Genomic DNA, 26,168 nt, shown 5'->3' with positions numbered 1-26,168 from the left:
CTGTCGTTGCGGGATGGTTTCTGCTGGTACCGAGCCACAGGGCGTGTCCCTATAGGGGCCTTGTCGAGTTCCAGGCGCCATCACGGTTCAGACCGCCCGAGCGGGCCGGTGCCATCCACCCAGCACGTGAGCACGTGGGAGGCGAACCATCATGACGACCAGAGAGCGCAGCACCTCCTCCAGCATGGATCCGCCCAATCGAGGTGAGGTGGTCCTGGGCGTGGACACGCACGGCGAGGTGCATGTCGCCGCCGTGGTCTCCCCGCTGGGAAAGGTCCTGGGAACCGAGTCCTTTCCGGCGACGGCGGCCGGCTACCGACAGCTGCTCGTCTGGGCCCGCAAGCGGGGGACGGTGCGCCGGGCCGGCGTGGAGGGCACCGGTACCTTCGGAGCGGGCCTCTCCCGGTACCTGCCAGCGCCCGGATCTACAAGCTCGCCAAGGACTCCGCGGTCAAGGCCCGCACCCAGGCGATCAACCAGCTCAAGGCCGTCCTGGTCATCGCCGACCCCGCGCTGCGGGAACGGCTGTCGAGCCTGGGCAATGCCGAGTTGTTCCGCACCTGCGCGCGCCTCGGCCCGCACGACGGTGGGGGAGACGAGGACGCGGTGACCCAGGCCACCCACATGACGTTGCGCATGCTCGCCGAGCGTATCGAACAGCTCACCGGGCAGATCAATGAGCTGAACCAACGCCTGACCCGGCTCGTCGAACACCACGCCCCACAGCTGCTCGAACCGGTGGGCATCGGCCCGGACAGCGCAGTCACCCTCCTGATCACCATGGGGGACAACCCCGAGCGACTGAACACCGAGGCGTCCTTTGCTGCCCTTTGCGGAGTCAGCCCCATCGAGTACTCCTCCGGCCGACGGCGCACGCGCCGGCTCAACTACGGCGGCGACCGGCAGGCCAACGCCGCCCTGCACCGCATCGTCTTCACCCGGCTGCGCCACGACCCGCGCACCCAGGCGTACTTCGAACGCCGCACCCAGGAGGGCAAGACCCGACGAGAGATCATCCGATGCCTCAAGCGATACGCAGCCCGCGAGGTCTTCAACCTGGTCAGACCGGTTTCCCGCGCCCCCGCGTTATAGGGGCGTCCGTGACAGCGCGAGCCCGCCGGGGGGCACGCTGGCGGGGCCTCTGGCCGGAGCCACTCGACGAAGCCCCACCGGAACACGTCCGGTGGGGCTTCGTCACGAGATCGACCGTGCTCGCGCGCATGACGCCCTCGGCTCCGCATGCAGTTCGTGTTCCTGCGATGCGCTCCGGGACGCCGAATTCGCGATCGCAGCCAGCAAGGCGGGGATCCGTGAGGAGACGCGCCCTGCGGGAAACCGGGCGGGTTCTGTCGTGTTGTGGGTTGATGTGGTGTGCCTGCTCGGCACGGGCTCAGCGGTATGCCGACTGTCGGTGGATGTGTGACGTCGTGGCCACCATTGACACGGCACCCGTGACGAAACCGGACCTGGTCGTGCGTGTGCGGACGTTCTGCGGTGACAGGGCACAATGGTCCGCACGCGGTGGTTGGGGGAGCGGCTCTGGGGAGGGCGTCGTGAAGTTCAGAAAGCGAACGCTGGAAATGCTTGGCGACCTCATTTGCGGGAACCTCGGTGTGGCTGATCCTCAGGTTGGTGCCGAGCCTGCATATTTCCCGTATCGATCAAGCAGCTACATCACCGAGTTCTTCGCCGAACTCGACATGATTGGGAGCACGACGGTTCGACGCGGTACCGCTGGGTCGCAGGGGTGCTGGAACAACTATTGGCAGAGCCGCACGAGGGGCCTTCACACCCACCGGAGTCCTTCTGCAGGGTGATCGACCACCTGATGAATCCGGCGGATGCCCTCAATGAAGGGCTCGACCGGCCCAATGCCCTGCGCTTGCTGAACAATGCGCTCGCCCGGGAAGGGTTCGAAGCCTTCTACGGGGAGGACAAGCATTGCTACCTGCGGCACATCGGAACGAGCACTGTCTCGATGCCGGCCAAGAACCCGCATCGTCCTCTGAGCGCCGCCGAGATGCAGCGGCGTACAGCACTTGCCGCGTTCCTGGACACGTGCAGTGAGGATGCTCTCATTGAACAAGTGCTGCTGCCGTTGTTCCGGCAGCTGGGTTTTCACCGGATCACGGCGGCCGGGCACCGAGACAAGGCGCTGGAGTACGGCAAGGACATCTGGATGCGGTACACCCTGCCGACTCAGCACTTTCTGTACTTCGGTATCCAGGTGAAGCGCGGAAAGCTGGATGCCACCGGTAGGTCCAGGGCGGGCAATGCCAACATCGCTGAGATCCACAATCAAGCTCTGATGATGTTGGCGCACGAGATCTTCGATCCCGAGACCAACCGGCGCGTCCTCGTCGACCATGCGTTCATCGTGGCCGGCGGGGAGATCACCAAGGCTGCACGCAACTGGCTGGGCAACGCGTTGGACGCGGCGAAGCGGAGCCAGATCATGTTCATGGATCGCGACGACATCCTGAACCAGTTCGTGATGACCAACCTGCCGCTTCTCGGGGGTGCACCAGATGCGGTGCCGCCCGGTGGTACCACGGCAGCGTCGTTCTGAGGCGCTGGCGCACGCGTCGCGCCGGAGAGGGCAGCAGGAACCTGCCACTAGCGCGGATGGACAGACTTCACCGAGAAGAGCCGTGGCTGCACGTTCGTCGCGATCTTGGCTGCCTGGTCCATATGGACGCGGGCCTCGGGGTTGTCGAGCATCGCCCTGTAGTGGCCCTCGGTCTCCCACTGGGCGTAGTTGATCACCCGTTCGCCGTCGAGTGAGGCGTGGAAGTTGGCGCAGACGAAGCCGGGCTGGTGCTTCATGGTCTCCTCGGTCGCACGGGCGAGCAGTTCGATCAGCTCGTCCTGACGGTCGGGGGAGACCGTGAACACGTTGATGAGGGTGGCCGCTGGGCGGGTCGTGTCGACCTGAACGGTAACAGTCATGCAGTCATATCTCCCCTTACCTTAGGAGACGTTGTCGCATTCGGCCGCGCGTTCGCTCGAACGGAGGCGAGCCGCGAGACCTCAGTGTTGGTGGAGAGTTGTCGATACCGACTCCAGGACGTGCCACAGACGGTCCGCGGACAGGCCGCCGCCCTGGGCCAGTTGCGCCGATCCGCCACCCTTGCCGTGCAGGAGTCGCTTGATCAGTCGCGCGGCGTGCAGTCCCGACGCCTCGGCGGCCGCATTGACGGCGGCCACGAGGATCGACTTGTGGCCGGAGGTTGTTCCGATCACCACGACTCCAGGGCGCTCAGCGGGGAGCAGGTCGCGCACGGTGGCGGCCAGGGTCCTGGCGTCGTCCGTGTCGCTGTCCGTGGTCGCGGTGACCACCAGGACTCCGTGCGCGTCCTGTGCCTTGCCCGCCAGTTCGGCGGCGCGTGTGCGCGTGGCGGCCTGCCGCAGCCGCTGGTTCTCCCGGTCGGCCGACTTCAGCCGCTCCAGCAGCCCTGCGATGCGGTCGGGGAGTTCGGCGCGCGGTGCCTGGACCTGCTCGGCGATGCGGGCGACCAGGTCGCGTTCGCGGGCCAGGTAGCCGAAGCCTTCGACGCCGACGGCGGCCTCCAGGCGGCGCATGCCCGCGCCGACCGAGGACTCCGACGTCAGCGCGACGACGCCGATCTGCGAGGCGTGCTCGACGTGCGTGCCGCCGCACAGCTCCCGTGACCAGGCACCGCCGATCTCGACAACGCGGACCTTCTCGCCGTAGGTCTCGTCGAAGAGAGCGAGAGCGCCCAGCTCCTTCGCCTCCGGCAGGGTCATCCAGCGGACGCCGACCGGTAGGTCACGACGTAGCGCCTGGTTGGCGGCCTCCTCGATCTCGCTGCGGACGGTCGGGGACAGGGCGCCCCGCCAGGGGAAGTCGAGGCGGAGGTAGCCGGGGCGGTTGTAGGAGCCGGACTGCAGGGCGGTGGGGCCGAGTGTCTGGCGCAGGGCCGCGTGCAGGACGTGGGTGCCGGAATGGGCCTGGCGGGCGCCGAGCCGCCATTCGGGATCCACGGCCGCCGTGACCTCGTCACCGACGGCGAGTGCGCCTGCCGTGACGCGTACGTGGTGCACTACGAGTCCGGGCAGCGGGCGCTGCACGTCCAGCACTTCGGCCTCCACCGACGCGCCGGAGAGGTGGCCGGCGTCGCTGTCCTGGCCACCGGACTCGGCGTAGAACGGGGTGCGGTCCAGGACCGCGGTCACGATCTCTCCCTCGCTCGCCACCGGGGCCGGGCCGGCAGCGGACAGCAGGGCGAGGATGCGGGACCGGGTGGTCAGGGTGTCCCACGCGCGCCAGTCGGTAGGACCGTGCTCGCCCAGGACACCGCGCAGTGCAGCTGTGTCCGTGCCGCCTGATTTACGGGCGCGCGCGTCGGCTCGGGCGCGTTCGCGTTGCTCGCGCATCAGGGCGATGAATCCCTCGCGGTCGACCTCCACGCCCTGTTCGGCCGCCATCTCCAGGGTGAGGTCGATGGGGAAGCCGTAGGTGTCGTGCAGCAGGAACGCCTGCGCGCCAGGAAGCCGGCGACCGCCGTTCGACTTGATCTCGGCCACGGCCGTGTCCAGGACGGTCGTTCCCTGACGCAGGGTGGCGCGGAAGGCGTCCTCCTCGCCGGCCGCCCGGTCGACGATCCGGTCGTAGGTGTCGGCGACCTCCGGGTAGCCGGGCGCCATGCAGTCGCGGGCCACGGCCAGCAGTTCGGGCAGCGCAGGGTCCTCGTACCCGAGCTGGCGCATCGAGCGCACGGCCCGGCGCAGGATGCGGCGCAGGACGTACCCGCGGCCCTCGTTGCCGGGAGTGGTGTTGTCGGCGAGCAGCATCAGGGCGGTGCGGACGTGGTCGGCGACCACCCGCAGCCGTACGTCGGCCCCGGCGTCCGCGCCGTAGCGGACACCGGCCAGCGCGGCGGCCCGGTCGAGGACCGGGCGGGTCTCGTCGGTCTCGTAGAGGTTGTCGACGTCCTGGAGCAGGGTGGCCATGCGCTCCAGGCCCATGCCGGTGTCGATGTTGCGGCGGGGGAGTTCGCCGAGAATGGGGTAGCCCGACTTGCCGGGGCCTTCGCCGCGCTCGTACTGCATGAAGACGAGGTTCCAGAACTCCATGTACCGGTCCTCGTCGACCGCGGGGCCGCCCGCGCGTCCGAGCGCCGGACCGCGGTCGTAGTACAGCTCAGAGCAGGGACCGCACGGACCGGGTACGCCCATGGACCAGAAGTTGTCCTCGTCGCCGCGCGCCACGATTCTTTCGTCGGGCAGGCCGGCGATGCGCCGCCACAGAGCGCGGGATTCGTCGTCGGTGTGGTGCACGGTCACCCAGATCCTGTCCGGGTCCAGGCCGTACCCGCCGTCCGACACCGGCGAGGTGGACAGCTCCCAGGCGAAGGCGATGGCCTCCTCCTTGAAGTAGTCGCCGAGGGAGAAGTTGCCGTTCATCTGGAAGAAGGAGCCGTGCCGGGTGGTGCGGCCCACCTCTTCGATGTCCAGGGTGCGCACGCACTTCTGCACGCTCGTCGCCCGCGGCCACGGCGCCGCCGCCTCGCCCGTCAGGTACGGCTTGAAGGGGACCATGCCGGCGTTGACGAAGAGCAACGTCGGGTCCGGTGTGGGCAGCGGGGCGCTGGGCACGACGGTGTGGCCGCGCTCGGCGAAGAAGTCGAGGAAACGGCGGCGGATCTCGGCGGTGCGCACGGTGGGCTCCGGGTGGCTACAGGGGCTGGGCGGCCAGGGTTCGGGCGGGGTGGCGGGGGCCGAGGAAGACGGCGATGCCGTGGCCGTCGGGGGAGAGGTGGGTGGCCTGGGTCCAGCCCTGGCGGCGGTAGAAGGCCACGGCCCGGGGTGAGCGCAGGGAGGTGAGCAGCCAGGCGCGGCCGTCGGGGGCGTCCTCGGTCACCGCCCGCAGGAGGCCGCCCGCGATCCCCCTGCCGCGGGCGGTGGGGCGGACGGCCAGCTCGTCGATCTCGCGGGCGCCACACAACCACTCCTCGGTACGGCTCAGGCCGAGACCGGCGGCCGCCTGCGGGTAGCAGCGGTCGACCGGGAAGGGGGTGGGCGTGGCCCAGGCGGTGGCGAGACCCACGACGTCCGGACCGTCGAAGGCGAGTGCTGCGGTGAATCCCGGGCGCCGTACGTCCGAGCCGAGCCGCGCGACGAAGGCGTCCGCCCTCTCCTCGTCCTCGTTCCAGGGCGGCGCGCAGAACGCGTCGGCGTAGACGGAACGCAGGGCGGCACTGTGCTCCGGGAGAGCTTCGTATGCGACGACACGGACGTCCATCACGCGGCCACCGCTCCGGCCGCCACCGGATGCAGGGCCGCGTACTCCAGAGGTGCCGACGGGTCGATCGACACGTCCAAGGGCGCCGGCTCGGCCCCGGCCCGTACGAGGAGGTCGCCGACGGCGGCGATCATCGCGCCGTTGTCCGTGCACAGTCTCAGCGGTGGTACCCGTAGTGCGATCCCGGCCGCCCGGCAGCGCTCCTCGGCCAGTGACCGCACGCGCGAGTTCGCAGCGACGCCGCCGACGACGACCAGCGTGCCCACCCCGTGGGCCGTGCAGGCGGTGACCGCCTTGCGGGTCAGGACGTCGGCGACCGCCTCCTGGAGCGACGCGGCCCCGTCGTGGACGGGCAGTCCGCGCCCGGAGTGGGATTCGGCCCAGCGGGCCGCCGCCGTCTTCAACCCGGAGAAGGAGAAGTCGTAGGAGCCGGGGAGGGGGCGGGGGAAGGCGACCGCGCGTGGATCGCCGTCGCGGGCGGCCCGGTCGATGGCCGGACCGCCGGGATACGGCAGTCCGAAGACCCGCGCGACCTTGTCGAAGCACTCGCCGGCGGCGTCGTCGAGGGTGTCGCCGAGGTGGGCGATCGGATCGCGGGCCAGGTCGCGCACGAGGAGCAACGAGGTGTGGCCGCCCGAGACGATCAGCACCATGCACGGGTCGGGCAGCGGGCCGTGCTCCAGAGTGTCGGCGGCGACATGACCGGCCAGGTGGTGCACGCCGTAGAGGGGAACGTCCAGCGCGTAGGCGATGCCCTTCGCTCCCGCGAGGCCCACCTGCAGCGCGCCGGACAGGCCCGGGCCCGTGGTCACGGCGACCGCCCCGATGTCGGAGAGCCGCAGCCCGGCCTGGTCCAGTGCCTGCCGCACCACCGGGCGCAGGGCGTGCAGGTGGGCGCGGGAGGCGATCTCGGGCACCACTCCGCCGAAGCGGGCGTGCTCGTCCATGCTCGACGCCACGGCGTGCCCGAGCAGTCGTCCGTCCCGCACGAGCCCCGCACCGGTCTCGTCACACGACGACTCGATCCCGAGCACGATCGGAGAGCCCATGCCCTCCCCTTCCTGCGACATCATAGTTATTGCGAACAGTGTGCAATAAGATCGCTCGGGATGTGAACCCGGACTCGGTCGCACGGGTGATCGCTTAGTAGAGTGCGCCCCTGTCTCCCCCTGAACTCCGAGGTAGCCCGCAGTGACCCCCGCCCGACCAGGCCCGCCCTCCGTCGTCACCGTCGTCGGGATCGGAGCCGACGGCTGGAGGGGCCTGGCCGAGCCCTCACGCGCGGAACTGCGCCGGGCCGAGGTCCTCGTCGGAGGTCCGCGCCAGCTGGACCTGCTGCCCGCCGAGTGCGCCGGCGAACGCGTCGCCTGGCCCTCACCCCTGCGCCCCGCCGTCCCGCGCCTGCTCGCCGCTCATGCCGGCCGGCGCATCGCCGTACTGGCCAGCGGTGACCCGATGTTCTACGGCATCGGACGCGCGCTCGCCGAAGAGGCCGACGCGGTGCGTGTCCTTCCCCACCCGTCGTCCGTGTCCCACGCCGCCGCCCGGCTGGGCTGGCCGCTGGAGGACGCCGAGGTCGTCACACTGGTGGGCCGCCCCACCGCCCGCCTCGCCGCCGCCCTCCACGACGGCCGGCGACTCCTCGTCCTCAGCGCCGACGCCACCACCCCCGGGCAGGTCGCCGAGTTCCTGCGCGACCGTGGCTTCGGGCCCAGCCGTATGCGCGTGCTGGAACAGCTCGGCGGCGACCGGGAGCGTACGACCGCCGAGACCACCGCCGACGACTGGGCACGGACACAGCAGCCCGGCGACCCGCTCAACATCGTGGCCGTCGAATGCCGCCGGGCACCGGACGCCCTGCGACTGGGCGCGGTGCCGGGCCTGCCGGACGAGGCTTACGAGCACGACGGGCAGCTCACCAAGAGGCACATCCGCGCCGCCACCCTCGGAGCGCTCGCCCCGGCTCCGGGAGAACTCCTGTGGGACATCGGCGGCGGATCGGGCTCGATCGCCATCGAGTGGATGCGCACCCACCCGTCGTGCCGGGCCGTCACCGTCGAACGTGACCCCGTACGAGCCGAACGCATCCTCCGCAACGCGGAACGCCTCGGCGCGCCCGGACTGAAGGTCGTCACCGGCGCCGCCCCCGCCGCGCTCACCGGACTCCCCACGCCCGACGCGGTGTTCGTCGGCGGCGGGCTCACCGCCCCCGGCCTCCTCGACGCCTGCTGGGCGGCTCTGCCCCGCGGCGGCAGGCTGGTCGCCAACACCGTCACGCTGGAATCCGAGGCATTGCTCGCCGACGCCCACCGCCGGCACGGTGGCGAGCTGGTGCGGCTCGCGGTGGCGCACGCCGTGCCCGTGGGCGGCTTCACCGGCTGGCGGCAGGCCATGCCGGTCACCCAGTGGGCCGTACAGAAGACCGACAACCCCTCACCAGGAGCAGACAGATGACCGTGTACTTCATCGGCGCCGGCCCCGGCGCCGCCGACCTGATCACGGTGCGCGGCGCCCGGACGCTCGCCACCTGCCAGGTCTGCTTGTACGCGGGCAGCCTCGTCCCCCGCGAACTCCTCGCCGAATGCCCGCCGGACGCACGCCTGGTGGACACCGCCCAACTCGACCTGGACCAGATCACCGCCGAGTTGGTCCGCGCGCACGAGGAAGGGCACGACGTGGCCCGGCTGCACTCGGGCGACCCTTCCGTGTTCAGCGCGGTCGCCGAACAGATGCGGCGGCTGGACGCGGCCGGCGTGCCCTACGAGGTCGTCCCCGGCGTTCCCGCCTTCGCCGCCGCGGCCGCCTCCCTCAAGCGGGAGCTGACCGTGCCCACCGTCGGCCAGACCGTCATCCTCACCCGCGTCGCCAACCGCGCCACCGCCATGCCGGAAGGCGAGAACCTGGCCACGCTGGGCCGCAGCGGTGCGCTGATCGTGCTGCACCTGGCCGCCAAGTACGTGGACCGTGTGGTCGAGGAGCTCCTCCCGCACTACGGCGCCGACTGCCCTGCCGCGGTCGTCGCCTACGCCTCCCGCCCCGACGAGCTGATCATCCGGGGCACCCTTGACGAGATCGCCCAGAAGCTGAAGGAGGCCGGCGTCCTGCGCACAGCCGTGATCATGGTGGGGCGGACGCTGGGGGCGGAGCAGTTCCGCGACAGCCACCTGTACTCGCCGGAGCGGGAGCGCCATCTCTGCTGAACCAGACATCGGGGCCTGTTCATCAGGCCCCTCGCCTCCCGCGGGGGAAGTCCGGTGAGAGTCCGGCGCTGACCCGCAACGGTGTGCACGGCACCTGATCCGACGGTTGTCGTGCGAGCCCGATCGCCTGCGGGGGCATATCGACCCGTTGACTGCTCGCCGTGGACTGCGAGAGGGGGACCGTACGGCCGACCACGGCCACACGGGCTGCTCCTGCTCGACGTCCAGCAGGCGGCCCGTTCGAAAGGCCCCCAGGTGCGCCGAAGCACGGCCCCCCGTCGCATACCCGTGTTGCCGCTCAGCCTGGCTCTGGTGCTGCTGCTCCTGTTGTCCCTCGTCGGCGGGGTGGGGCTCGGTGCCGCCGGCGTCGGCTGGGCGGACGTACTGCGCTTCCTGTGGGCCGGACTCACCGGTGGGACCGTGCATGCGCGGGACACGGCCGCGTACACCATCGTCTGGGAGATCCGGCTGCCGCGGGTGCTGCTCGGTGCCGTGGCCGGAGCGGGCCTCGCGGCCGTCGGGGTGGCGGTGCAGGCCATGGTGCGCAACGCGCTGGCCGACCCGTTCGTCCTCGGTATCTCCTCCGGCGCGGCGGTGGGTGCCAACGCCGTCATCCTCCTCGGCGCGTTCGCCGGGCTCGGCGTGTGGGCGCTGTCCGCGTCGGCGTTCGTCTCCGCGCTCGCGGCGATGGCGCTCGTGTACGCCGTGGCCCGCTCACCGCACGGACTGACGCCCCTGCGGCTGATCCTGACCGGCACGGCACTGGCGTACGGCTTCGAGGCCGTCACCACGGTCATGGTGTTCGGTGCTGCACGGGGCGAGGCGGCCCGGTCCGCGATGATGTGGCTGCTGGGCAGCCTGGGCGGCGCCACCTGGGCCCGACTGCCGCTCGCCGCCGTCACGGTGGCGGCCGGATGGACCTTGCTGAGGTTGCGGGCCGAGCCGCTCAACGCACTCGCCATGGGCGACGAGACAGCGGCCGCGCTCGGCGTCGGACCGGCCCGGCTGCGCCGGGAGCTGTTCCTCGTCACCGCGGCGGTGACCGGGACGGTGGTGGCGGTCAGCGGGGCCATCGGGTTCGTCGGCCTCATGGTTCCGCACGTCGTCCGGATGCTCGTCGGCGCCGACCACCGGCGAGTGCTGGCGGTCGCCCCGCTCGCCGGGGCCGTGCTGCTGGTATGGGCGGACGTACTGTCCCGGCTGCTGTTCGCGCCCGCCGAGCTGCCGGTCGGAGTGATCACCGCGGTGGTCGGTGTTCCCGCGTTCCTGCTGCTGATGCGGCGGGGCGCTTACACGTTCGGAGGGCGCTGAGCATGCGACTCGACATCGATGACGTCACGATCGAGGCGGCCGGAATCCGGCTGGTCGAGCACATCGACCTCACCGTGGGCAGCGGGGCGTTCGTCGGACTCGTCGGTCCCAACGGCAGCGGCAAGTCGACCCTGCTGCGCTCCCTCTACCGGGCGCTGCGGCCGGCCGGGGGAGTGGTGCGGCTGGACGGGGACAACCTGCACGCCATGGCCGCACGGGCCGCCGCCCGGGTCCTGGCCGCACTGCCGCAGGAGTCCTCGGCCGAGTTCGACTTCACCGTCGCCGAGGTGGTCGCCATGGGCCGGCTGCCGCACCAGGGCCGTACGGCCGCCTCGGACCGGGAGATCTGCGCACGGGCGATGGCACGCACCGGCGTCGCCCACCTGGCCGACCGCGGATTCCTGGGCCTGTCCGGAGGCGAGAAGCAACGGGTCCTCATCGCCCGGGCGCTGGCCCAGCAACCGAAGATGCTGGTCCTCGACGAACCAACCAACCACCTCGACATCGCTCACCAGCTGGACGTGCTGTCCCTGGTCCGCGACAGCGGCCTGACCGTGCTGGCCGCGCTGCACGACCTCAACCTGGCGGCGGCCCACTGCGACGTGCTGTACGTCCTCGACGGCGGCCGGATCGTCGCCTCCGGACCGCCCCAGGACGTCCTCGAACCCCCGCTGCTCGCGAAGGTGTTCGGCGTCCGGGCCCACACCGTCCGGCACCCCGAGACGGATGCCGTCCAGCTCCTGTTCGACCTGCTTCCACCCACTGCCTGAAGGATGCCCATGCGTAAGCAGCTTCTAGCCGCCGCCCTCTGTCTGGCCGCGACCGCCACCGGGTGCGGCGCCACGGTGGAGCCGGCCCAGGACGCGAAACCCTCCTCCTCGGTCACCCTGACCAACTGCGGTCGCCAGGTGACGTACGACAAGGTCCCCGAGCGGGTCGTCACCAACGACGTCGGCATCACGGAGCTGATGTTCGCCCTCGGGCTGGAGGACCGCATGGCCGGCTTCGCCATGCCCGACGACAAGGGCGACCTGCGCGGTGTGCCCTGGAAGGACGGCTACGGCAAGGTGAAATGGCTGTCGAAGGACCAGCTCACCAAGGAGAACGTCCTCGACGCCCGTGCCGACCTCGTCTTCGCGGGCTGGAACTACGGTTTCCGTGAGGACAGCGGCTTCACCCCCGACGCCCTGGAGAAGCTCGGTATCCCCTCGTACGTCCTCACCGAGTCCTGCCGCAACGGCCGCACCAAGTCCTCCCGCGGCATCATGCCGCCCCTGGACGCCCTGTACGCCGACCTCACCAACCTCGGCCATCTTTTCGGCGTCGAGAAGCGTGCGGCCACGCTGATCGCCAACTTCAAGCAGCAGATCGCCGACGTACGGGCCAAGGCGCCCAAGGGTGCCGCCCGTCCTTCCGTCTTCCTCTACGACAGCGGCCAGGACACCCCCTTCACCTCCGGCCGCTACGCGGCTCCGGAGCAGATCATCACCGAGGCGGGCGGCGTCAACGTGATGCACGACGTGGCGGACTCCTGGACCACGGTCGGCTGGGAGAGCGTCGTACAGCGCGACCCGGACGTCATCGTCATCTGCGACTACGGCGACGTCAGCGCCGAGCAGAAGGAGAAGTTCCTGCTCTCCTACGCCCCGCTGCGCGACGTCTCGGCTGTCAAGCACCGGCGGGTCATCTCCCTGGACTACGCCGACCTGGTCGAAAGCCCTCGCAACCCGTCGGCGATCACCCGGCTCGGCGCCTATCTGCGGACCGTACCGGCCGCCCGGTGACGGGGGCTCAGCGGATCGTGCTGCGGCCCACGACCGTGCCCGCTCGGTCGATGCAGATGACGTCCACGGCGACCGGTGCTCCGCGCAGCACGGCAAGTGCCTCGTCCCGGGCGGCCTGCGCCACCAGGTCCCCGAGCGGCACTCCGGCTGCCTGGCACAACTGCAGCGCGGCGAGGCCGGTGTTCGCGGCGGCCACTTCGGCGGCCAGCGGCTCGTCCGCGCCGCCGCCGCGGGCCAGTTTCGCCAGGAAGCCCTTGTCGACCTGGGAGCGGCCGGAGTGCAGGTCCAGATGGCCCGCCGCGAGCTTGGAGAGCTTGGCGAAGCCGCCGCAGATGGTGAGGCGGTCCACCGGGTGGCGGCGGATGTACTTCAGTACGGCGCCCGCGAAGTCGCCCATGTCGAGCAGGGCGTCCTCGGGCAGGCCGTACTCGGCGACGACCGTCTTCTCCGACGTCGACCCGGTGCACCCGGCGACATGGGTCCGTCCGGCCGCGCGGGCGACATCGACGCCCCGCCGGATGGAGTCGATCCAGGCCGAGCAGGAGTACGGCACGACGATGCCCGTGGTGCCGAGGATGGACAGGCCGCCGAGGATGCCGAGCCTTGGGTTCCAGGTGGAGCGGGCGATCTCCTCGCCGTGGTCGACGGAGAGGGTGACCTCCACGTCGCCGCTGCCGCCGTGCCGCGCGGCGACCTCGGCGACGTGCTCGGTCATCATCCGCCGGGGCACAGGATTGACGGCCGCCTCACCGACGGGAAGCGGAAGGCCGGGCCGGGTGATCGTTCCCACGCCGGGGCCCGCCTTGAAGACGACGCCACTGCCCGCGGGCAACCGCCGGACCGTCGCCCGGACCAGCGCGCCGTGCGTGACGTCCGGGTCGTCTCCCGCATCCTTCACGATCCCCGCCATGGCGCAACCGTCGGTCAGCTCCTCGGCGGCCAGCGCGAAGGACGGCATCTGCCCCTTGGGTAGCGTGATCGTCACCGGGTCGGGAAACTCACCGGTCAGCAGGGCGGTGTACGCGGCCGTCGTGGCCGCCGTCGCGCAGGCCCCCGTGGTCCAGCCGTGCCGCAGCCCCGTGTGCTCCAACTGGGCGCGACGCCCGCCCTTCACCTGACCGGAACTCCGCGGCCCGCCCCCTGCGTTGTCACCCACGCCTCGACCCTCACTACTCCTCATGAACGGACCCGCCACTCCCATGCACGTACTGATCCTCGGCGGCACCACGGAAGCCCGCCGCCTCGCGGAACTGCTGCACGGCACCCCCGGTCTGAAGCTGACCAGCTCCCTCGCGGGGCGGGTCGCCAGTCCTCGGCTGCCCCCGGGCGAAACGCGCGTCGGTGGCTTCGGAGGGGCTGAGGGACTGGCCGCGTGGCTGCGTGACCACGCGGTCGACGCGGTCGTCGACGCCACGCACCCCTTCGCCGGGACGATCAGCTTCAACGCGGCACAGGCCGCTGCCATCAGCCATGTTCCCTTGCTCGCCCTGCGCCGGCCCGGCTGGGTCCCCGTAGCGGGCGACCGGTGGCACGAGGTGGGGTCGCTCGGGGAGGCGGCCCGGTTGCTGCCCGCACTCGGCCGACGGGTGTTCCTCACCACCGGGCGGATGGGGCTGGACGCCTTCGCGGACCTCGACGCCCTGTGGTTCCTCGTACGATCCGTCGACGCACCCCAGCCACCGCATCCGCCCCGCATGGAGGTACTGCTCGACCGCGGCCCCTTCAGCCTCGATGGTGAGCGAGAGCTGCTGCGGCACCATCGCATCGACGTCGTGGTCACCAAGGACAGCGGCGGGGCGGCCACGGCGCCGAAACTGGCGGCTGCCCGCGAGGCGCGGCTGCCCGTCGTCGTGGTCCGTAGACCACCCGTTCCCGAGCGCGTACCGGTCCTCCCCGACCCTGAGAAGGCGTCCCAGTGGGTTCGCGAGCATCTTGAGAAGCGGTCTTTTCCGGCTGTTGACTGAGACCGGGCTTGTTGTTTACGGCACTTATGTTGTAGTTGCGAACTTATCGCAGAAACCTGGGAAGCGCGGCTGAAAAAAGCCACTTGCCGATAAGCAAGGGTCACGCCCCATGACCACCGCTCCTGATTCCGCTTCCACCGGGCCGCCCGCTCCGGCCACCGGACGCGGCATCTCGTGGCACCGCATCCGCACCTCGATGACCCGGAAGGAATGGGCCAGCGCCGGTGGCATGGCCGCCTTCATCCTGGCTCTGCACGTCATCGGCTGGTTCACGCTGGTCGCGATCGTCGCTCCCCAGCACTACAGCCTCGGCACCAAGACCTTTGGCGTAGGCATCGGAGTCACCGCGTACACCCTCGGCATGCGTCACGCCTTCGACGCCGACCACATCGCCGCCATCGACAACACCACCCGTAAGCTGATGAACGAGGGGCAACGTCCGCTGTCGGTCGGCTTCTGGTTCTCTCTCGGTCACTCGTCGATCGTCTTTGCGCTCGCTTTCCTGCTGTCCCTGGGAGTCAAAGCGCTGGCAGGCCCGGTGGAGAACGACAACTCCACGCTGCACAGCATCACCGGCTGGATCGGCACGACCGTCTCCGGGACTTTCCTCTACGTCATCGCGGTCATCAACCTGATGATCATGGTGGGCATCTGGAAGGTATTCCGCCAGATGCGCACCGGCCACTTCGACGAGGCGGCTCTGGAGGAGCAGCTCAACAACCGCGGCTTCATGAACCGCCTCCTCGGCCGCCTCATGAAGTCGATCACCAAGCCGTGGCAGATGTACCCCCTGGGCGTCCTCTTCGGCCTCGGCTTCGACACCGCCACCGAGATCGCTCTCCTCGTCCTCGCCGGTTCGGGCGCCGCCTCCGGCCTGCCCTGGTACGCGATCCTGTGCCTGCCGATCCTGTTCGCGGCCGGCATGTCGCTGCTGGACACCATCGACGGCTCGTTCATGAACTTCGCCTACGGCTGGGCGTTCTCCAAGCCGGTACGCAAGGTCTACTACAACCTCATCATCACGGGCCTGTCCGTCGCCGTCGCCCTCATCATCGGCACGGTCGAACTGCTGGGTCTGGTCGCCGAGAAGGCGGACCTGCACGGAGTGTTCTGGGACTGGATCTCGGGACTCGACCTCAACATCATCGGCTACGTCATCGTCGGTCTGTTCTTCGCCACCTGGGCCGTCGCCCTGCTGGTGTGGAAGGTGGGCCGCATCGAGGAGAAATGGACGGCGGGGTTGGCCCAGCCGGACACCGCTCAGGAGCACGGCGAGTAGAGCGGGAGGCGGTGCCGCGCGCGGCGCGGCACCGCTCATCTCACGCCTCCGGATACCGGCGCGGCGTCCAGACGATCTCCTCGCCGTCGGCCCGCCGTACCACCTGGGTCTGCGAGGAACCGACCAGCAGGATCGTGCGCATGTCGACCTCGGCCGGATCCAGCTCGCCCAGCCGCACGATCCGCACCCGCTCATCCGGGCCGCCGACGTCCCGGGCGACCACCACCGGCGTCTCGGGGGCACGGTGCTCCAGCAGCAGCTCCTGTGCCTTGCCCACCTGCCAGGTACGGCTGCGCGAGCCGGGGTTGTACAGGGCCAGTACCAAGTCCGCTGAGGCCGCTGCCTGCAACCGCTCCGCGATGACCTCCCACGGCTTGAGCCGGTCGGAGAGGGAGATGGTGGCGTAGTCGTGTCCGAGCGGGGCGCCGGCCCGTGCCGCGGCCGCGTTGGCGGCGGTCACGCCCGGCAGCACGCGCACCGGCACATCCAGGTACTCGGGCCGGGACGCGGCTTCCAGGACCGCGGTCGCCATGGCGAACACACCCGGGTCGCCACCGGAGACCACGGCCACCCGGCGACCCTTCCGGGCCAGTTGCAGCGCGAACTCGGCGCGCTCGGCCTCCACGCGGTTGTCCGAGCCGTGCCGGGCCTGGCCCGGTCGCTCGGGCACCCGGTTCAGGTAGGTGGTGTAGCCGACCAGGTCGTCGGCGGCGGCCAGCGCGCCCCGCGTCTCGGGCGTCAGCCACAGCGGACCGGCCGGACCCGTGCCGACCACGACCACCTGGCCCCGCTCCCGCACGGGCCGCCCGGCATCCACCTGGCTCGGCAGCACGGCCACCGAGAAGTACGGCACCGACTCCGCGTCCACATCCGCCAGTTCGGCGAGGCGCTCCTTGCTCATGGTGGCCCGCTCCACATACCGGGCCTCCTCCAGCCGTCCCGCGCTCTCCAGCGCACGGCGCACCTTGGGGAAGGTCCGGCCGAGCTTCATCACCACCGCGGCGTCCGTCGTGGCGAGGCGGGCGGTCAGCTCCTCCTCGGGCAGGGTGCCCGGCAGGATCGTCAGCACCTCCTCGCCCTCAGCGAGCGGTGCGCCCAGACGCGCCGCGGCGGCCGACACGGAGGTGATACCGGGGATGACCTCGGTGTCGTAGCGGTCGACGAGCCGCTTGTGCATGTGCATGTAGGACCCGTAGAAGAGCGGGTCGCCCTCGGCGAGCACGGCCACGGTGCGGCCGGCGTCGAGATGGGACGCGAGCCTGGCCGACGCCTCGGCGTAGAACTCCTCCATGGCGCCCTCATAGCCGCCGGGGTGGTCGGTGGTCTCCGTTGTGACCGGGTAGACCAGCGCTTCCTCGATGTGGTCTTCGCGGATGTACTGCGCCGCGATCGAGCGGGCGATGGACCGCCCGTGCCGGGCGCTGTGGTACGCGATCACGTCCGCTTCGGCGATGACCTCGACGGCCCGTACGGTCATCAGGGAGGGGTCGCCGGGGCCGAGGCCGACCCCGTACAGCTTGCCGCTCACTCTTCCTCGCTCGCGATCGCGTTGAGCGCGGCGGCCGCGATGGCGCTGCCACCGCGGCGGCCGCGCACCGCCAGGTACTCCAGGCCGGAGGGATGAGCGGCCAAGGCGTCTTTGGACTCGGCGGCGCCGACGAAGCCGACCGGGACACCGATGACGGCGGCGGGCAGGGGAGCGCCCTCCTCGATCATCCCCAGGAGCCGGAAGAGGGCGGTGGGTGCGTTGCCGACGGCGACGACCGCCCCTTCCAGCCGGTCGCGCCACAGCTCCAGCGCGGCGGCGCTGCGCGTGGTGCCCATCTTCGCGGCCAGCGACGGGACGGCCGGGTCGGACAGGGTGCAGAGCACGTCGTTGCCGGCGGGCAGCCGCTTGCGGGTCACGCCGCTGGCCACCATCTGCACGTCGCAGAAGATCGGGGCACCGGAACGCAGGGCCTCGCGCGCGCGGGCCACCACCGCGGGCGTGTAGGACAGGTCCTTCACGAGGTCGACCATCCCGCAGGCGTGGATCATGCGGACCGCGACCTGGCTGACGTCGGCGGGCAGTCCCGCGAGGTCCGCTTCCCCGCGGATGGTGGCGAAGGACTGGCGGTAGATCGCCGCCCCGTCCTTCTCGTAGACGTAGGTGGTCACGGTGCTCTTCTCGCTGCTCTCGGTCGTCTTGCGGATCATGAAGTGATGGCCGCCAGGGCGGCGCCTGTCTGGGAAGGACCGGCTGCGGAGGCGGTTCGCGTGCTCCGGCCCGCCGTGGCGGCTGAGAGGCGGTAGCCGCCGTCCGGGGTCGCGAGCACATCGACGTGGTCACCACTGGGGTGCCCGCAGCGCCGTTCGCACCCGGACCAGTACAGGGGGAGGGCAGGGCGGCCCGTCACGTCGAGTGCCCGCGCCGCGTCCGCCCGTACGTCCGCGTGTGCCTTGGCGCATCCGGGGCGGCCGATGCAGGCGCCGACGTGGAGCCATGGGGACGCGGGGTCGGTGACCAGTCCGGCCGCACGGAGACGTTCGAGCGCCCCGGTGATCTGCGCAGCGGTAGCGCCCAGGGTCGGGACGACCACGCCACGCCAGGGGGTCAGCCGGAGCTCGGAGTCCGCGGCATCGGTCAGTGCCTCCCACTGGAGAGACGAGAGCCGCCCCAGGGGCACGTGCACGGACAGGGCATCGCCGACGACGCCCGGCGACGGTCCTTCGGCAGCACCGACCGGCTCGGGACGATCCTCGTGCTCGATGCCCTTGGCCGTCAGCCGGTCACGCACGAGCAGGCCCAGCTCGTCTTGCGTCAGGGGGAGTTCGGACATCCTCCAGGTCCGCGTCCCGTGCGACCGCGCGGCCTGAAGGAAGGTCTCGGCGGCCACCATCGCGGCGAGTGCCGCGTCAGCGGCGGCCACCCGGACCGACCCGAGGGTGAGCCATGCTCCGCCGTCCCCGGTCGCACGCACCGTGACGTCGGCGCCGAGGCCGGCCACATCACCGCGCCCGTCGTCTAGGGCGAAAAAGAATCGACCCGACAAGCCCTTGGCGGTTTCACTCGCGCACAACGCGGCGTCCAGGGCCGTCAGCCAGGGCCGTACGTCCTGCAAGCCGCCGCCGTCGAGGCCGGACAGAGGGGAGGCGACGATGTTGCGTACCCGCTCGTGCTCTGGCGAGGGAAGCAGGCCAGCCGCGTCCAACGCCTCTGCCAACTCCGCGCCGCACCCGGCTGCCAGACCGCGCAGCTGCACGTTGCCACGCGATGTCAGGTGCAGGTCGCCGTCGCCCAGCCGCCGGGCGGCACGGCCGAGCGCCCGGGCCTGATCCGTGGTCAGAACGCCGCCGGGGAGTCGGATGCGGGCCAGAGCCCCGTCGTCCGCCTCGTGCAGGCGCAGCGCTCCGGGGCAGGCGTCACCGCGGTCCCGTCGGGCCGGGGTGGCCTGGGGCGATGGAGGAAGGGCTGCCGTGGGCATGGCGGTGAGCATACCCACGATCACGAACGATGTATGCCCCGCGCTCATCCTGTGACCCTTACTATGCTCCCCAGTGGATCACCCGGTCCACGAACCGCCACCACGGCGACAGGAGAGGAAGCCGGTGTGAATCCGGCGCGGTCCCGCCACTGTGAATTCGGCCTCACCAGGCCGGATGAGCCAGGAACTCCCTTCCCTCACCTTCGGCTTCGTCCGAGGGGAGACCATTCCGACACTGCCCGGGGCGCGGACCCCGAGGAAGGCCAGGCGACGCATGCCCACTCCGACCGGGGAGCGAGCCCCGCACGCCCACGAGATCCTGCTCCTGTCGACGTCCGACACCGACCTGCTCAGCGCCCGCGCGGCTGGCGGCCCGGTCGGCTACCGCTTCGCCAACCCCGCCCGCCTCGCCCTGGACGACCTCCCCGCCCTCCTCGACGGCGTCGCGCTGGTGGTCGTACGCCTCCTGGGCGGCATCCGCGCCTGGCAGGACGGCATCGACCTGCTGCTGGCGGACGGGCGCCCGGTCGTCGTCCTCACCGGTGAACAGGCCCCCGACGCCCAGCTGATGGCCGCCTCCACCGTCCCCGTCGGCATCGCCGCCGAGGCCCACGCCTACCTCGCCCACGGCGGCCCCGCCAACCTGGAACAACTCGCCCGGTTCCTGTCGGACACCGTGCTGCTCACCGGCCACGGCTTCGACGCGCCGACGCCGGCTCCGACCTGGGGCCCACTGGAGCGCCCGGACCGGCCGGTCAGCGGGCCGACCGTCGCGGTGCTCTACTACCGCGCCCACCACATGAGCGGCAACACGGCTTTCGTTCATGCCCTGTGCGACGCCGTCGAGGAGGCGGGTGGCCGGCCGCTGCCCCTGTACGTCGCCTCCCTGCGGGCGCCCGAGGAGGAGCTGATCGCCGAACTCCGGGCCGCCGACGCCATCGTCACCACGGTCCTGGCGGCCGGCGGCACCAAGCCCGCCGAGGCATCGGCCGGCGGCGACGACGAGTCCTGGGACGCGGGCGCGCTCACCACCCTCGACGTCCCCATCCTCCAGGCCCTCTGCCTGACCGGCTCCCGCACAGCCTGGGCGGAGAACGACGAAGGCGTCTCCCCGCTGGACGCGGCCAGCCAGATCGCGGTCCCCGAGTTCGACGGCCGTCTGATCACCGTGCCGTTCTCCTTCAAGGAGATCGACGCCGACGGTCTCCCTGCCTACGTCGCCGACCCCGAGCGTGGGGCCAGGGTCGCCGGAATCGCCGTACGCCACGCCCGCCTCCGCCACATCCCACCGGCCAGCAAGCGCCTGGCCCTCGTCCTGTCGGCGTACCCCACCAAGCACTCCCGGATCGGCAACGCCGTCGGCCTGGACACTCCTGCCAGCGCCGTCGCCCTGCTCAGGCGCCTGCGCGACGAGGGCTACGACTTCGGCTCCGACACGGACATCCCCGGCCTGGCCTCCGGCGACGGCGACGAACTGATCCGCGCGCTCATCGAGGCGGGCGGCCACGACCAGGACTGGCTCACCGAGGAACAGCTCGCACGCAACCCGGTGCGCATCCCGGCAGCCGACTACCGACGCTGGTTCGCCACGCTGCCGAAGGCACTGCGCGAGGCGGTGGAGGAGCACTGGGGCCCGGCGCCCGGCGAGATGTTCGTCGACCACAGCCGCAACAAGGAGGGCGACATCGTCCTCGCGGCCCTGCCCTTCGGCAACCTGCTCGTCCTCATCCAGCCCCCGCGCGGCTTCGGCGAGAACCCGATCGCCATCTACCACGACCCGGACCTCCCGCCCTCCCACCACTACCTGGCCGCCTACCGCTGGATCGCCGTCCCGCAGTCGGAGGGCGGCTTCGGCGCGGACGCGGTGATCCACCTCGGCAAGCACGGCAACCTGGAATGGCTGCCCGGCAAGAACGCCGGCCTGTCCGCCGCCTGCGGCCCCGACGCCGCCCTCGGCGACCTTCCGCTGATCTACCCCTTCCTCGTCAACGACCCCGGCGAGGGCACCCAGGCCAAGCGCCGCGTCCACGCCACCCTCGTCGACCACCTCGTCCCGCCCATGGCCCGCGCCGACTCCTACGGCGACATCGCCCGCCTGGAACAACTCCTCGACGAGTACGCGCAGATCTCCGCCATGGACCCGGCCAAGCTGCCCGCCATCCGCGCCCAGATCTGGACCCTCATCCAGGCCGCCAAGCTGGACCACGACCTCGGCCTGGAAGACCGGCCCGACGACGACGGCTTCGACGACTTCCTCCTCCACGTCGACGGCTGGCTCTGCGAGGTCAAGGACGCCCAGATCCGCGACGGCCTCCACGTCCTTGGCACCCCGCCCGCCGGCGCCGACCGCGTCAACCTCGTCCTCGCCATCCTCCGCGCCTGCCAGATCTGGGGCGGCGCCAAGGCTCTCCCCGGTCTCCGGGAAGCCCTCGGCCTGGACGAGTCGTCCGCGACCCGCACGACGGCCGACGCAGCGGAGGCACAGGCCCGCGCCCTGGTACAGGCCATGGAGGACGCCGGCTGGGACCCGGCCGCCGTACCCACCGAACACGGCGAACAGGTCCGCGCCGTCCTCGACTTCGCCGCCCGCGAAGTCGTCCCGCGCCTGGCGGCGACCACCGCCGAACTCGACCACACGGTCCACGCCCTGGCCGGCGGGTTCGTCCCGGCAGGGCCCTCCGGCTCGCCGCTCCGCGGCCTGGTCAACGTCCTGCCGACCGGCCGCAACTTCTACTCCGTCGATCCCAAGGCCGTCCCCTCCCGCCTTGCCTGGGAGACCGGCCAGGCCCTCGCCGACTCCCTGCTGGAGCGCTACCGCACCGACAACGGCGACTGGCCCACCTCCGTCGGCCTGTCCCTGTGGGGCACCAGCGCCATGCGCACCGCCGGCGACGATGTCGCCGAGGCCCTCGCCCTGCTCGGCATCCGCCCCGTATGGGACGACGCATCCCGCCGCGTCACCGGCCTCGAACCCGTCCCCTACGACGAGTTGGGCCGCCCGCGCATCGACGTCACCCTGCGCATCTCGGGCTTCTTCCGGGACGCCTTCCCGCACACCATCGGGCTTCTGGACGACGCCGTACGCCTGGCCGCCTCCCTGGAGGAACCGGCCGAGATCAACCACGTCCGGACCCACGTGCAGGCCGACCTGGCGGCCCACGGCGACGAGCGCCGGGCCACCACGCGCATCTTCGGCTCCCGCCCTGGAACGTACGGCGCCGGACTGCTCCAGCTCATCGACTCGCGCGACTGGCGCACCGACGCCGACCTCGCCGAGGTCTACACCGTCTGGGGCGGCTACGCCTACGGCCGCGACCTCGAAGGCCGCCCTGCCCGTGAGGAGATGGAGACGGCCTACAAGCGGATCGCCGTGGCCGTGAAGAACACGGACACCCGTGAGCACGACATCGCCGACTCCGACGACTACTTCCAGTACCACGGCGGCATGGTGGCCACCGTCCGCGCCCTGCGCGGCACCGCACCCGAGGCGTACGTCGGCGACTCCACCCGCCCGGAAACGGTCCGCACCCGCACCCTCGTCGAGGAGACCTCACGCGTCTTCCGGGCGCGCGTGGTCAACCCGAAGTGGATCGAGGCGATGCGCCGCCACGGTTACAAGGGCGCCTTCGAACTCGCCGCCACCGTGGACTACCTGTTCGGCTACGACGCCACGACCGGCGTGGTCGCCGACTGGATGTACGACAAGCTCACCGAGACATATGTCCTAGACCCGACCAACCGTGAATTCCTCCAGCAGGCCAATCCATGGGCGCTGCACGGCATCGCCGAGCGGCTGCTGGAGGCGGAGTCGCGCGGGATGTGGGCGAAGCCCGATCCGGCGCTGCTGGCAGAGCTGCGGCAGGTGTACCTGGAGACCGAGGGCAACCTTGAGGGCGACGGGTGACACCTCCGCTTATTGCGAATGACTCGCAATAAGGACTAGATTCGCGGAAGGCTGGCCGGTTGGGGGTGCTGAAGCGGTACTCCCACCGTCGGCTGGGTGCGGGGCGTCGTCATGCCTTGACAGCGTCCGTTCCGAGGCGGCGTCCCGTACCTGTGGCAGCAACTTGCTTACTCGCTGCACTGTGCGCATCGGCCGTACAGCAGTAGCGAGCCACCGGCGCCGGCGCGCAGTCCCGTCAGTTCGGTGATCCGTTCCACGGCCTCCCTCATGTCAGCGATCGCCAGATCCTGTACGCGACCGCACTCCTCGCACACGGTGTGGTGGTGCGGTTCGGAGCTGACGCCGTAGCGCTTGGGGCCTGGGCCGTGCACGGCGTGCGCCAGCCCCACGTCCGTGAGGGTCTCCAGGGTCCGGTAGACGGTCGCCTGATCGAACGGCAGGTCGAGTTGCCGCAGTTCAGTACAGACGTCCGTGGAAGAGAGATGTTCCCCGGAGGTGGACAGCAGTCTCAGAGCGCACAGTCGTGCGGGGGTACAGCGGAGGCCATGGCGTCGTAGCACTACAGAGTGGTCCGGCGCCGTCGCCTCGCCAGGGTGTGCCGACGGCGGGGTCGTGGTCACGTGCCTGCCTTTCCTGCCGCCGTGGACGAGTCCGGGTCGCGAACTGCCGTCACCTGACCGGCGCGACATGGGGGATGGGTCCTAGGTCCAACGCCTGATCGCAAGGTACCGTTCTTACTGCTAGCGTGCACCTGCATACGACTCGCAATAACGTCGGAGGACGTTGGACATGGCGCTTTACACGCTCCCGGAACTTCCGTACGACTACTCGGCGCTCGCCCCGGTCATCAGCCCGGAGATCATCGAGCTGCACCACGACAAGCACCACGCGGCGTACGTGAAGGGCGCCAACGACACGCTGGAGCAGCTGGCCGAGGCGCGGGACAAGGAGACGTGGGGCTCGATCAACGGCCTGGAGAAGAACCTGGCCTTCCACCTGTCCGGCCACATCCTGCACTCGATCTACTGGCAGAACATGACCGGCCCGAAGGACGGCGGCGGCGAGCCCCTGGCCCAGGACGGTGTCGGTGACCTGGCGGACGCGATCACCGAGTCCTTCGGTTCCTTCGCCGGCTTCAAGGCCCAGCTGTCCAAGGCCGCGGCCACCACGCAGGGCTCCGGCTGGGGCGTGCTCGCCTACGAGCCGCTGAGCGGCCGCCTCATCGTCGAGCAGGTCTACGACCACCAGGGCAACGTCGGCCAGGGCTCCACCCCGATCCTCGTCTTCGACGCCTGGGAGCACGCCTTCTACCTCCAGTACAAGAACCAGAAGGTCGACTTCATCGACGCCATGTGGGCCGTCGTCAACTGGCAGGACGTGGCCAAGCGCTACGCCGCCGCCAAGGAGCGCGGCGACAGCCTGCTGCTCAAGCCGTGACGCCGTAACACACCCCAGACGTCCTGCCTCGTGATCGTCTTCTCACCCTTCACGCCGGCAGGCGGCACAACGGAAGGCTCCCGCGAGGACGTGCTCGCGGGAGCCTTTCTGTCGTCGGCGCACAGCTGCGTGTCGGCCGCCCGTGGGGGAACATCGCCCGGACGACGAAAGGCCGACGATGACGTGGCCGATGTCGTCCAGGTCCGGGTCGGTGATCCAGCCGGTGACGCCATCACGCAGGTCGAGTTGGTCGAGCAGGGCGCCGAGCCCTCGGGGGGGAACGAGCGGCGGAAGCTGTCGGGCTGCCCTGACTTCGTCAGGCCGGACGCTCTTGTGGGGCGGGCGTTCAGTAGGTGGGGCCGTAGGGGCTCCAGTGCCCGAGGAAGGGTTTCAGGTCGTCGGCTCGTGGCTTGGGAATGTCGGGCAGCCGGGGCGGTGTGTTCACTGGGTCCAGGCGCTCCACGGTGGCTGCTGCCCAGCTGATCCATGCTTCGGCTTCGGTTCTGGTCTGCCCCGGTGGCATGGCCTCGACTCTTGTGCGTACCGCGCTCACGTATTCGGTCAGCCGGGTGGCGTGGCGCCATGCCGTTTCCTGGGTTTCAAGGTGCTTGACGCGGTACGCCTCCGCGTACCGGATGCGGGCTTGTTCCATGGCGGCTTCCCAGCGGATGCGCTTCTGGCGTGCCGCTTCGGCCTCGTCCTGGCGTCTGCGTTCGGCGGCTTGGCCGCGAAGCGTGACCTCCTGTGCGATCTCGGCGAGCTGCTCTTCGAGGGCGCGGCCGGGAACGTCGGCCCATTCGCTCGCCCGGTGTGGCTGGCCGCCGCTGACGATGAAGCGGAGGCGTTCGGACGGGGTGTAGTCGAAGCGGGGGATCCTGATCCAAGAGTGCTTCTTGGCCTCGGCGAGTTCCTTCTCGGTAGCGACGTGTTCGGCTCGGTCCTGCTCCTGGAGGACAAGAAACCCCACGGTCTGGCCCTGGGCGGTGATGGTGAAGTGAGGATGTGCCCTGCGGCGGCGATGAGACGGGGGTGCGAAGCCGGTCTGCCCGGCTGAGCAGGTGTGCCCTTCGGCCTCGGCGGCGGTGATCAGTGCCTGGATGAGCCGGAGAGCGCGTCCTTGGACTGGCTTGGTCAGGCCGAGCGGCTGGCGTTCGTTCTGCATGGCCCGTACCACGGCGTGCGGCTGAGTGAGCCGCGAGGGCACGGGGACGGGGCCGAGGACAGCAAAACGCCAGGCGGGGATGTCGACGAGCTTGATCTCATACCCGTCACGGCACCAGCTTCCGTACAGCTCCTTCGTCTCCGGAACCCTTCCGGACCTGCGTGCGGCGGCGACGCGGGACGGCCACTTCTCCAAGTCAGGACCGCTGCCGCTCTTGACGATCCTGCCGCCGGCCTCAGCGAGCTCCTGTAAGAGCTGCTCCGTAAACGTCACGCGAGGCTGTGATGGAGGGTTTGGCTTCCGCCCAGAGGCCGGAGTTTCCTGCGTTCGAGTGGACTGGGGTCGTGGAGCGGCGGCCAGGGTCCTCCGCGGGCGTGATTCTTTGGGAGGGTACGCGC

At 70.7% G+C, this 26,168-nt stretch carries 22 protein-coding genes and 2 riboswitches; of the genes, 12 read left to right on the top strand and 10 right to left on the bottom strand.

What is annotated here, in order from left to right; translation table 11 throughout:
- Window positions 1-151: 151 nt before the first annotated feature.
- From IH50_RS43460 to IH50_RS37380, 3 genes are all read left to right on the top strand, one after another.
- Window positions 152-610, top strand: a complete 459-nt coding sequence (locus IH50_RS43460) for an IS110 family transposase (protein ID WP_420708984.1) — start codon at window positions 152-154, stop codon at window positions 608-610.
- Window positions 550-1,092, top strand: coding sequence for a transposase (locus IH50_RS43455; protein WP_420708983.1), 543 nt, complete (start codon window positions 550-552; stop codon window positions 1,090-1,092). Before IH50_RS43460 ends, IH50_RS43455 begins: the two co-directional genes overlap by 61 nt.
- 721 nt (window positions 1,093-1,813) lie before the next feature.
- Window positions 1,814-2,569, top strand: a complete 756-nt coding sequence (locus tag IH50_RS37380) for a restriction endonuclease (RefSeq protein WP_234328064.1) — start codon at window positions 1,814-1,816, stop codon at window positions 2,567-2,569.
- Between the two features lie 47 nt (window positions 2,570-2,616).
- Here the strand turns inward: IH50_RS37380 and IH50_RS0102270 are convergent, their stop codons facing one another.
- The 4 genes from IH50_RS0102270 to tsaD form a co-directional block, all read right to left on the bottom strand.
- Window positions 2,617-2,949 carry an antibiotic biosynthesis monooxygenase family protein gene (locus IH50_RS0102270; RefSeq protein ID WP_030856600.1) on the bottom strand — a complete coding sequence of 111 codons (333 nt, stop codon included), beginning with the start codon at window positions 2,947-2,949 and terminating at the stop codon, window positions 2,617-2,619.
- Between the two features lie 81 nt (window positions 2,950-3,030).
- Window positions 3,031-5,682, bottom strand: a complete 2,652-nt coding sequence (gene alaS / locus IH50_RS0102265; RefSeq protein ID WP_030856598.1) for an alanine--tRNA ligase — start codon at window positions 5,680-5,682, stop codon at window positions 3,031-3,033.
- A 16-nt stretch (window positions 5,683-5,698) separates the two neighbouring features.
- On the bottom strand, window positions 5,699-6,265 hold the full coding sequence (locus IH50_RS0102260; protein WP_030856596.1) for a GNAT family N-acetyltransferase: 567 nt from the start codon (window positions 6,263-6,265) through the stop codon (window positions 5,699-5,701).
- Complete coding sequence (gene tsaD, locus IH50_RS0102255; RefSeq protein WP_030856594.1) at window positions 6,265-7,314, bottom strand: tRNA (adenosine(37)-N6)-threonylcarbamoyltransferase complex transferase subunit TsaD; 1,050 nt, start codon at window positions 7,312-7,314, stop codon at window positions 6,265-6,267. Before tsaD ends, IH50_RS0102260 begins: the two co-directional genes overlap by 1 nt.
- 142 nt (window positions 7,315-7,456) lie before the next feature.
- Here tsaD and IH50_RS0102250 point away from each other — a divergent pair, with 142 nt between their 5' ends.
- The 5 genes from IH50_RS0102250 to IH50_RS0102230 all read left to right on the top strand — a co-directional run bounded on the left by IH50_RS0102250 (window position 7,457) and on the right by IH50_RS0102230 (window position 12,560).
- A complete protein-coding gene (locus IH50_RS0102250; protein ID WP_030856592.1) occupies window positions 7,457-8,719 on the top strand; it encodes a bifunctional cobalt-precorrin-7 (C(5))-methyltransferase/cobalt-precorrin-6B (C(15))-methyltransferase in 1,263 nt (420 codons plus the stop codon).
- Window positions 8,716-9,465 (top strand): precorrin-4 C(11)-methyltransferase, encoded by a 750-nt coding sequence (gene cobM / locus IH50_RS0102245; protein WP_030856590.1) that lies wholly within the window; start codon window positions 8,716-8,718, stop codon window positions 9,463-9,465. Before IH50_RS0102250 ends, cobM begins: the two co-directional genes overlap by 4 nt.
- A 14-nt stretch (window positions 9,466-9,479) precedes the next feature.
- Window positions 9,480-9,615, top strand: a riboswitch (cobalamin riboswitch).
- A gap of 138 nt (window positions 9,616-9,753) precedes the next feature.
- Window positions 9,754-10,776: a FecCD family ABC transporter permease gene (locus IH50_RS0102240; RefSeq protein WP_199822028.1), complete on the top strand. Its 1,023-nt coding sequence runs from the start codon at window positions 9,754-9,756 to the stop codon at window positions 10,774-10,776.
- A 2-nt stretch (window positions 10,777-10,778) separates the two neighbouring features.
- Window positions 10,779-11,546, top strand: coding sequence for an ABC transporter ATP-binding protein (locus tag IH50_RS0102235; protein WP_030856581.1), 768 nt, complete (start codon window positions 10,779-10,781; stop codon window positions 11,544-11,546).
- Between the two features lie 9 nt (window positions 11,547-11,555).
- A complete protein-coding gene (locus IH50_RS0102230; protein WP_030856577.1) occupies window positions 11,556-12,560 on the top strand; it encodes an ABC transporter substrate-binding protein in 1,005 nt (334 codons plus the stop codon).
- A gap of 7 nt (window positions 12,561-12,567) precedes the next feature.
- On the opposite strand, the gene IH50_RS0102225 is transcribed toward IH50_RS0102230, so the two are convergent.
- Window positions 12,568-13,740 (bottom strand): cobalt-precorrin-5B (C(1))-methyltransferase, encoded by a 1,173-nt coding sequence (locus tag IH50_RS0102225; protein WP_030856575.1) that lies wholly within the window; start codon window positions 13,738-13,740, stop codon window positions 12,568-12,570.
- Window positions 13,741-13,759: 19 nt separating this feature from the next.
- Between IH50_RS0102225 and IH50_RS0102220 the strand changes: the two genes are divergently transcribed.
- Together IH50_RS0102220 and IH50_RS0102215 are read left to right on the top strand one after the other, a co-directional pair.
- The gene (locus IH50_RS0102220; RefSeq protein ID WP_030856572.1) at window positions 13,760-14,524 is read left to right on the top strand and encodes a cobalt-precorrin-6A reductase; all 765 of its coding nucleotides are present in this window, start codon (window positions 13,760-13,762) and stop codon (window positions 14,522-14,524) included.
- 109 nt (window positions 14,525-14,633) lie between these two features.
- The gene (locus IH50_RS0102215; RefSeq protein ID WP_030856571.1) at window positions 14,634-15,803 is read left to right on the top strand and encodes a HoxN/HupN/NixA family nickel/cobalt transporter; all 1,170 of its coding nucleotides are present in this window, start codon (window positions 14,634-14,636) and stop codon (window positions 15,801-15,803) included.
- A 40-nt stretch (window positions 15,804-15,843) separates the two neighbouring features.
- Here the strand turns inward: IH50_RS0102215 and IH50_RS0102210 are convergent, their stop codons facing one another.
- Genes IH50_RS0102210 through cobG form a run of 3 tightly spaced genes read right to left on the bottom strand, consistent with a single transcriptional unit; the run spans window position 15,844 to window position 19,279 of the window.
- Window positions 15,844-17,331, bottom strand: a complete 1,488-nt coding sequence (locus IH50_RS0102210) for a precorrin-2 C(20)-methyltransferase (RefSeq protein WP_030856569.1) — start codon at window positions 17,329-17,331, stop codon at window positions 15,844-15,846.
- Entirely contained in the window at window positions 17,328-17,999 is a 672-nt protein-coding gene (locus IH50_RS0102205; protein WP_199822027.1) for a precorrin-8X methylmutase, read from the bottom strand. The genes IH50_RS0102210 and IH50_RS0102205 overlap by 4 nt, the downstream gene beginning before the upstream one ends.
- The gene (gene cobG / locus IH50_RS0102200) at window positions 17,996-19,279 is read right to left on the bottom strand and encodes a precorrin-3B synthase (protein ID WP_030856567.1); all 1,284 of its coding nucleotides are present in this window, start codon (window positions 19,277-19,279) and stop codon (window positions 17,996-17,998) included. The genes IH50_RS0102205 and cobG overlap by 4 nt, the downstream gene beginning before the upstream one ends.
- Window positions 19,280-19,380: 101 nt before the next feature.
- Window positions 19,381-19,457: riboswitch (cobalamin riboswitch) on the top strand.
- Between the two features lie 84 nt (window positions 19,458-19,541).
- Here cobG and cobN point away from each other — a divergent pair.
- Window positions 19,542-23,171, top strand: coding sequence for a cobaltochelatase subunit CobN (gene cobN, locus IH50_RS0102195; protein ID WP_030856564.1), 3,630 nt, complete (start codon window positions 19,542-19,544; stop codon window positions 23,169-23,171).
- A gap of 167 nt (window positions 23,172-23,338) precedes the next feature.
- Here the strand turns inward: cobN and IH50_RS39270 are convergent, their stop codons facing one another.
- Window positions 23,339-23,731, bottom strand: a complete 393-nt coding sequence (locus IH50_RS39270) for a Fur family transcriptional regulator (protein WP_234328062.1) — start codon at window positions 23,729-23,731, stop codon at window positions 23,339-23,341.
- Window positions 23,732-23,960: 229 nt separating this feature from the next.
- Here IH50_RS39270 and IH50_RS0102185 point away from each other — a divergent pair, with 229 nt between their 5' ends.
- Window positions 23,961-24,608, top strand: a complete 648-nt coding sequence (locus IH50_RS0102185; protein WP_030856560.1) for a superoxide dismutase — start codon at window positions 23,961-23,963, stop codon at window positions 24,606-24,608.
- A 346-nt stretch (window positions 24,609-24,954) separates the two neighbouring features.
- Here the strand turns inward: IH50_RS0102185 and IH50_RS42335 are convergent, their stop codons facing one another.
- Entirely contained in the window at window positions 24,955-25,965 is a 1,011-nt protein-coding gene (locus IH50_RS42335) for a hypothetical protein (RefSeq protein WP_234328061.1), read from the bottom strand.
- Window positions 25,966-26,168 lie beyond the last annotated feature (203 nt).

The organism is Streptomyces sp. NRRL S-37 (assembly GCF_000721605.1).
Lineage (GTDB): Bacteria > Actinomycetota > Actinomycetes > Streptomycetales > Streptomycetaceae > Streptomyces.
This window is presented reverse-complemented; position numbering and strand designations above follow the sequence as displayed.

Bases quoted from the DNA above. Each gene is read 5' to 3' on its own strand.
- IH50_RS43460 (WP_420708984.1), top strand. From the start codon at position 152: ATGACGACCAGAGAGCGCAGCACCTCCTCCAGCATGGATCCGCCCAAT.
- IH50_RS0102270 (WP_030856600.1), bottom strand. From the start codon at position 2,949: ATGACTGTTACCGTTCAGGTCGACACGACCCGCCCAGCGGCCACCCTC.
- IH50_RS0102260 (WP_030856596.1), bottom strand. From the start codon at position 6,265: ATGGACGTCCGTGTCGTCGCATACGAAGCTCTCCCGGAGCACAGTGCC.
- tsaD (WP_030856594.1), bottom strand. From the start codon at position 7,314: ATGGGCTCTCCGATCGTGCTCGGGATCGAGTCGTCGTGTGACGAGACC.
- cobM (WP_030856590.1), top strand. From the start codon at position 8,716: ATGACCGTGTACTTCATCGGCGCCGGCCCCGGCGCCGCCGACCTGATC.
- IH50_RS0102235 (WP_030856581.1), top strand. From the start codon at position 10,779: ATGCGACTCGACATCGATGACGTCACGATCGAGGCGGCCGGAATCCGG.
- IH50_RS0102230 (WP_030856577.1), top strand. From the start codon at position 11,556: ATGCGTAAGCAGCTTCTAGCCGCCGCCCTCTGTCTGGCCGCGACCGCC.
- IH50_RS0102225 (WP_030856575.1), bottom strand. From the start codon at position 13,740: ATGAGGAGTAGTGAGGGTCGAGGCGTGGGTGACAACGCAGGGGGCGGG.
- IH50_RS0102220 (WP_030856572.1), top strand. From the start codon at position 13,760: ATGCACGTACTGATCCTCGGCGGCACCACGGAAGCCCGCCGCCTCGCG.
- IH50_RS0102215 (WP_030856571.1), top strand. From the start codon at position 14,634: ATGACCACCGCTCCTGATTCCGCTTCCACCGGGCCGCCCGCTCCGGCC.
- IH50_RS0102205 (WP_199822027.1), bottom strand. From the start codon at position 17,999: ATGATCCGCAAGACGACCGAGAGCAGCGAGAAGAGCACCGTGACCACC.
- cobG (WP_030856567.1), bottom strand. From the start codon at position 19,279: ATGCTCACCGCCATGCCCACGGCAGCCCTTCCTCCATCGCCCCAGGCC.
- cobN (WP_030856564.1), top strand. From the start codon at position 19,542: ATGCCCACTCCGACCGGGGAGCGAGCCCCGCACGCCCACGAGATCCTG.
- IH50_RS0102185 (WP_030856560.1), top strand. From the start codon at position 23,961: ATGGCGCTTTACACGCTCCCGGAACTTCCGTACGACTACTCGGCGCTC.